The following is a 6,756-nucleotide window of genomic DNA, read 5'->3' as shown; positions in this document are numbered from 1 at the left end:
CCATGGGGTGCTCTCCTTGCGGAATAATTTAAGGTGCCCGGGAGGCGAAATCGCCCGGTGGGTGCCTGACTGTTATCAAGGAGCGTGCCAACAATTGTGGCGACCATGCGGGCCGGGGTGTTTGTCTGATTTTTCAGGCGCTTGTGCGAAAAAAAACGCTCGCTCAAGGCAAAAGTGCGCAAGAAGTTGCGCAGTACTGCGCAACTTCTTGCGCACTTGGCTGCAGGCCTTGTGCGACGTGGCTCTCAGCGCTTTTATCAGGCTTTTTTGCAAAACAAGTGCGCAACTTCTTGCGCACAGTGGCTAGATGCCTTCATTTGGCTGAGGCGGCTGCCTCAAGGCTTTTAGATCAAAAGATCGCAGCCTTCGGCAGCTCCTACATTTGGAATGCATTTCCACTGTAGGAGCTGCCGAAGGCTGCGATCTTTTGATTTTTCAACGCGCAAATTGGGTCAGACACTCATCGATCGAACGCTGCTGCGTCGCCGCATACAACCCCAACTCATCAATGGTCGCGCGCCCCAGCGCCTGCTCGAAAGCCTGCCGATTGGAATGCTCGCCGTAATGCGCCTGCGCCGCATCGCCAAGGTTCGACTGAAAAATCCCCGCCGCACTCACCGGCAGGAAATCTTCGTACACCAACGGTTCCGCTTTCACATAACCATCGCGCAACAAGTCCTCCAGTGACGACTGTCCAAGCCCTACAGCAGCGAGACCTTTTTCCGTGGCGAAATAGCGAAAGTACGCCAACTCTTGTTCACGCATGCCTTCGACACTGTCAGGAAATTCGCCAAAGTGCTGAGCCATCAGCGCGTTGTAGCGTGCGGCGTTGGCTTCGTTGGGGAAGTCACCGAGTTCATCGCGCGCGGCATTTAGCAAGCGGTCGTACAGCGCCCGGCCTTTGGGCGTAAGTGCCGCGCCGCGTTGTTCGATCTCGCCGAAGCGCGCGCTGTGACTGCCACGAATTTGGTTTTGATCGGTGAAGGCGATCGGCTCGTCCAACGCCTTGAAACTGGTCTGGCGCAGCAGGATCGGGCATTGCCGGCGCGGCGGGCCTTCGATGACCGCTTTCGGGGTGATGCCATGGGCTGGCATTTGCTCCTGCACGCGGTCGATGTCCAGCGTACGCGGCGTCAGGTGATTGATGTGCGGACCTTTGAACGCCACCACGTCGGCGATCAAACGGTGTTGGGCGCTCAACGTCTGATATTGCGTAGCGGTAACCGTCGCGCTGTGATGCCAGCGAAAGGTTTCCAGTGCCTGTAGGACGAATGCCTCGGCCTCGCTTTCATTCAATCCGCCCGCGGTTTCAGCCTGCGCGATCAGGCGTAATGCTTCAGCGGTAAAGATCGAACGCTGGGCCAGCACGGATTCGGCAAAGGCGCGTAGCTGCGGATCTTCAATCAACTCCAGGCGCAACAACGACGTAAACACTCGAAACGGGCTGACTTGCAGCGCGTCCTCATGCACTGCGCGAAACGCTGTGGAGTGCACCGGCACGCCCGCCGGGGTCAGGTCGTAATAACCCACCGGTTGCATGCCCATCACCGCAAACAGGCGGGCGAGGGTGGCCAGTTCCGTCGCGGTGCCGACGCGAATGGCGCCATGGCGCTCCATGTCCAGCCGTTCGATTTCACCGGTGCTGTCGAGCTGCCGGGCGATGTCCGGCTGACGTGCAAGCACTTCGCGGTTGGTTTGTTCCACCAACTCCATCAGCGCGCCGTACAGCGGCACTTCTTCTCGGTACATGTCGGACATCGCTTTGGAGAAGCGTTGGCGGATCAGGTCGGGGCTGACGAACGGCTGCACGGTCATGAAAAAAATTCCTGCCACGGTCACGGAATGGATGAGGGAAAAGATCGCAGCCTTCTCGCACGCGGGCAAACGAAGAATCCTACGAACTTCATTCTGCCAACGACTGATCCACCAGTTCGATCCAGTGCATCACCCGCGTGCGTCCGGCGCTGGCCAGATGGCTCTGGCAGCCGACGTTGGAGGTGACGATCAGCTCAGGCCGGCCGCTCTCCAGCGCGTTGAGGCGGTTGTCGCGCAGTTGCCGGGCCAGCACTGGTTGTGTCAGCGAATACGTACCTGCCGAGCCGCAGCACAAATGGCCGTCGGGCACGGCGGTAAGATTGAAACCCAGGCGTGTCAGCACAGCTTCCACCGCGCCGCCCAGTTTCAACGCGTGCTGCAAAGTGCACGGGCAATGCACGGCAATCCGTCGCTCGCTCGCCGCGCAGACTTTTTCCAGCGGTTCCCGATCGAGTATCTGCACCAGATCCAGCGTTCGCTCGCTGATTTCCCGGGCCTTGGCCGCATACAGCGGATCGTTTTCCAGCAAATGCCCGTAATCCTTGATGAATGCGCCGCAACCGCTGGCGGTCTGCACAATCGCTTCGGCGCCGTTTTGCAGGTGCGGCCACCAGGCATCGATGTTTTGCCGGGCGCGTTCGAGGCCTTTGGCTTGCGCGTCGAGGTGATAGTCCAGCGCGCCGCAACAACCGGCCTCGGCCACCGGGGTGACACTGATACCCAGGCGATCCAGCACCCGCGCCGTGGCGTCATTGGTATTTGGCGATAACCCCGGTTGCACACAGCCCTCCAGCAACAACACGCGACTGGCATGCCGAGGGGCAGGGCGCGAGCCGTTAACCGGCAAGTGCTGCGGAAGTTTGCTTTCAAGCAAGCGCGGCAACAGCGGCCGAAACGTCGTGCCCACGCGTAGCAAGCCTTTGAACAACCCTGGATTCGGTGCCAATGCGCGCAAACCCTCGCGCAACAGACGTTGCGCCGCCGGACGTGGCACCGCTTGATCGACCACCGCGCGGCCGATGTCGAGCAGGTTGTGATAGTCGACGCCGGACGGGCAGGTGGTTTCGCAGTTGCGGCACGACAGGCAGCGATCCAGATGCAGTTGCGTCTGCGCCGTCGCGGGTGCGCCTTCGAGCACTTGCTTGATCAGGTAGATGCGCCCGCGCGGGCCATCGAGTTCATCACCGAGCAATTGATAGGTCGGACAGGTCGCGTTGCAAAAACCACAGTGCACGCAGGTGCGCAGAATCTTCTCCGCCTCGGCGGCGCGGGGCAGTTGTCGCGATTGTTCGCTGAGGGTGGTTTGCATGGCTAGAACTCCGCGTACATGCGCCCGGGGTTGAACAGCCCTTGCGGGTCGAGTTGCGCCTTGAGTTGTCGGTGATAGCGCAGCAGTGTCCAGGCCAGCGGCTGAAATGGCGAAGAGCAGGCGCCGTGGGTAAAGCAGGTGGCATGGCCGCCGAGTTCCTGAGCGAGAATATGAATGTGCTCAGCGTCGGATTTCAGCCAGCGTTGTGCCCCGGCCCAGTCGATCAGTTGCTCGCCGGGCAGATCCAGTGGCCCGAGATTGTTCGGCAACGACAAGCGCCACAGCGGCAGGCCTTCGTCGAAAAACCCTAGACGCTGCTCATTCAGATCCCGCCAGAACCCTGAATCCTGCGGCTCACCACCGAGGCGTTGATGCGCCGCCGTCACCGAACCTTCGCCACCCTCAAGCCGCAAATACAGGCTCTGGCCATCGTGGCAGGCGGCACTGATTGGCAGCGGTTGCTGACCCCATTCGGCAAGCTTGGCCAGTGCCCGCGCGCATTCCATATCGAGGCGAATGCTCAGGCATTGCCGTGGTTTCGGCAGGACTTTCAGCGACACTTCGGTGAGCACGCCGAGGCAGCCATAACTGCCGGCCATCAGCCGTGACAGATCATAACCGGCGACGTTCTTCATCACTTCGCCACCGAAGCGCAGATGCTGACCGAGGCCGGTAATCACCCGCGTGCCGAGAACGAAGTCGCGCACCGAGCCAGACCACGGTCGTCGTGGCCCGGACAAACCCGTGGCGATCATGCCGCCGACGGTGGCGCCTTCACCGAATGCCGGCGGTTCGCAAGGCAACATCTGTCCGGCAGCATCCAGCGCCGCCAGCAGCTCGGACAGAGGCGTGCCGGCGCGCGCCGTGATCACCAGTTCGGTCGGCTCGTAACGGACGATGCCGCAGTGGGCGCGGGTGTCGAGCACTTCGCCGGCGACCTCGCGGCCGAGGAACGCTTTGCTGTTGCCACCCTGAATTTTCAGCGGCGTGGCGTTGGCCCGGGCCTCGTTGACCTGATCGAGCAGGGCGCTGGCGGCGTCGACATCGGCCATCAGAAGCGCTCCAGTTCGGGGAAGGGCAATTGCCCGGCGTGAATGTGCATCGCGCCGAATTCGGCGCAGCGGTGCAGGGTCGGAATGTTCTTGCCGGGATTCAGCAGGCCTTGTGGGTCGAACGCGGCTTTAACTGCATGGAACAGGCTCAGTTCGTCGTTGTTGAACTGCGCGCACATTTGATTGATTTTTTCGCGGCCGACGCCGTGTTCACCGGTGATGCTACCGCCGACCTGCACGCACAGTTCGAGGATCTTGCCACCCAAGGCTTCGGCGCGGTGCAGTTCGCCGGGTTGATTGGCGTCGAACAGAATCAGCGGGTGCATATTGCCGTCGCCGGCATGGAACACGTTGGCCACGCGTAAACCGTATTCTTCACTGAGGCGGGCGATGCCTTGCAGGACGCCGGGTAATTCGCGGCGCGGGATGGTGCCGTCCATGCAGTAATAGTCCGGCGACAAACGGCCGATGGCCGGGAAAGCATTTTTGCGCCCGGCCCAGAAGCGCACGCGCTCGGCTTCGTCGCGGGCCTGACGCACTTCGGTGGCGCCGGCCTCGGTCATGACCTCGCGCACCCGTTGGCAGTCGTCGTGGACATCGGCCTCGACGCCATCGAGTTCGCACAACAGAATCGCCTCGGCATCGACCGGGTAACCGGCGTGAATGAAATCTTCGGCGGCGCGAATGGCGAGGTTGTCCATCATCTCCAGCCCGCCGGGAATGATCCCCGCCGCGATGATTTCGGCGACCGCGCGACCAGCCTTTTCCACGGAATCGAAACTGGCCAGCAGGACTTTCGCGACCTGCGGTTTGGGCAGCAGTTTGACCGTGACTTCGGTGATGATCCCCAGCAATCCTTCGGAGCCGGTGAACAACGCGAGCAAATCGAAACCCGCTGAGTCGAGGGCATCCGAACCCAGGGTCAGGCGTTCGCCTTCGATGGTCAGTACTTCGATTTTCAGCAGGTTGTGCACGGTCAATCCGTACTTGAGGCAATGCACGCCGCCAGCGTTTTCGGCGACGTTGCCGCCAATCGAACAGGCGATCTGCGACGATGGATCCGGCGCGTAATACAGGCCGAACGGCGCCGCTGCCTGAGAGATCGCCAGATTGCGCACCCCCGGCTGAACCCGCGCGGTGCGGGCGGCGGGGTCGATGTGCAGAATATTATTGAAGCGCGCCATTACCAGCAGCAGGCCCTGTTCCAGCGGCAAGGCGCCGCCGGACAACCCGGTGCCGGCACCACGGGCGACCACCGGGACGTTCTTCTGATGGCAAAGTTTGAGCAGGGTTTGCACTTGCTCGAGTCGACGGGGCAGGGCGACCAGCATCGGCGTGGTTCGGTAGGCGGAGAGGCCATCGCATTCGTAGGGTTTGAGTTCGTCCTCGCGCCATAAAATGTCGAGGTCAGGCAGTGCTTGCTGCAATGCCTTGAGGAATTCGGCCTTGTTCACCTGCGGCAGCGGGCCGTCGAGGCGTTCGTCATAAAGAATGTTCATCTCAGGCTTACCCCTTGCTGATCGTTCCCACGCTCTGCGTGGGAATGCAGCCCGTGACGCTCCGCGTCACTGGACGCGGAGCGTCCCTTGAGGCATTACCACGCAGAGCGTGGGAACGATCAGGGGCTGGGTGCATTGTCATCTTTGGCTTCCCAGAAACTCGCGATAAAGCTCTGCAGTATTCCCCGGCTGTTCAACCATCGGCATGTGCCCGACGTGATCCCAGACATCCACGCGCAAATTGGCGATGCCCTTGCTCCACACCGGCACGCTGCTGACATCGATCAGCCGATCCTTGCGGCCCCAGAGCAACAGCGCCGGGCATTTGATGTCGGGCAGTTTCGGCTCCATCGGCGGGCTGGCGCGAAAATCGCGGAAGATCTCTTCCAGTTCATCGCGTTGTTGCTCGTAGCGCTGGGCGATGGCGTCCAGCACTAGATTCGGTACCCACGGCGGCGATTCCATGGTCATTGCATAAAACTGGCGAAACTCTTCCCGCGAGTTGATTAGAAACGGGTTATGCCCGCGCGCCAGATGCCGCTCCATGTCGCTGACCTCCGGTGCAGTGACGCCTGCCGGGTCGATCAGCGCCACCGAGGCGATGCGGTCCGGGTAAGTCGCCGCCAGCCACGCGGCGATGTAGCCGCCCATCGAGTTGCCGATCACATGGACTTTCTCCACGCCGCAGACGTCGAGCAACTGGATCATGCGTTTGGCCTGCAACGGAATGTCGTAGCCGCCGCCCGCCTTGAAGCCGGTTTCTCCATGGCCGGCCAGGTCCGGGATGATCACTCGATACTCGCGCACGAAGTGCCGGGAAAAGCGCAGCCACAGGTTCTTCTCGGCGCTGTAGCCATGCAGCATCAGAATCGCGCTGGCCGCTTCGTACGGCCCGCCCTGCCAGGTCGAGACAGTCATCTCGGCGATCGGCACCTCGATCTTGTGCAATTTGTACAACTTGGCCTCGATGGCCATGTTCAAGTCGTACAGCCAATGGCCGACCGCCGGATAACTCAACCAGCTCCAGGCTACGAAAACCGCGAGGGCGACAAACAGCAAAAGCATCGACGTCTTCCTTTTA

5 protein-coding genes are annotated in these 6,756 nt (G+C 61.3%); all 5 read right to left on the bottom strand.

The window, feature by feature from the left end; all coding sequences use genetic code 11:
* Positions 1-435 precede the first annotated feature (435 nt).
* A complete protein-coding gene (gene hglS / locus M5G26_RS09700) occupies positions 436-1,815 on the bottom strand; it encodes a 2-oxoadipate dioxygenase/decarboxylase HglS (protein ID WP_273915156.1) in 1,380 nt (459 codons plus the stop codon).
* An 88-nt stretch (positions 1,816-1,903) separates the two neighbouring features.
* Entirely contained in the window at positions 1,904-3,124 is a 1,221-nt protein-coding gene (glcF, locus tag M5G26_RS09695) for a glycolate oxidase subunit GlcF (RefSeq protein WP_273915155.1), read from the bottom strand.
* Between the two features lie 2 nt (positions 3,125-3,126).
* On the bottom strand, positions 3,127-4,176 hold the full coding sequence (gene glcE / locus M5G26_RS09690) for a glycolate oxidase subunit GlcE (RefSeq protein ID WP_273915154.1): 1,050 nt from the start codon (positions 4,174-4,176) through the stop codon (positions 3,127-3,129).
* Positions 4,176-5,675: a glycolate oxidase subunit GlcD gene (gene glcD, locus M5G26_RS09685; RefSeq protein WP_273915153.1), complete on the bottom strand. Its 1,500-nt coding sequence runs from the start codon at positions 5,673-5,675 to the stop codon at positions 4,176-4,178. Before glcD ends, glcE begins: the two co-directional genes overlap by 1 nt.
* A 138-nt stretch (positions 5,676-5,813) precedes the next feature.
* On the bottom strand, positions 5,814-6,740 hold the full coding sequence (locus M5G26_RS09680) for an alpha/beta fold hydrolase (protein ID WP_102902773.1): 927 nt from the start codon (positions 6,738-6,740) through the stop codon (positions 5,814-5,816).
* Positions 6,741-6,756 lie beyond the last annotated feature (16 nt).

The organism is Pseudomonas sp. TNT2022 ID642 (assembly GCF_028656995.1).
Taxonomy (GTDB): domain Bacteria; phylum Pseudomonadota; class Gammaproteobacteria; order Pseudomonadales; family Pseudomonadaceae; genus Aquipseudomonas.
This window is presented reverse-complemented; position numbering and strand designations above follow the sequence as displayed.

What these genes read in the sequence shown, in the direction of transcription:
- hglS (WP_273915156.1), bottom strand. Translation starts at nt 1,815, where the DNA reads ATGACCGTGCAGCCGTTCGTCAGCCCCGACCTGATCCGCCAACGCTTC.
- glcF (WP_273915155.1), bottom strand. Translation starts at nt 3,124, where the DNA reads ATGCAAACCACCCTCAGCGAACAATCGCGACAACTGCCCCGCGCCGCC.
- glcE (WP_273915154.1), bottom strand. Translation starts at nt 4,176, where the DNA reads ATGGCCGATGTCGACGCCGCCAGCGCCCTGCTCGATCAGGTCAACGAG.
- glcD (WP_273915153.1), bottom strand. Translation starts at nt 5,675, where the DNA reads ATGAACATTCTTTATGACGAACGCCTCGACGGCCCGCTGCCGCAGGTG.
- M5G26_RS09680 (WP_102902773.1), bottom strand. Translation starts at nt 6,740, where the DNA reads ATGCTTTTGCTGTTTGTCGCCCTCGCGGTTTTCGTAGCCTGGAGCTGG.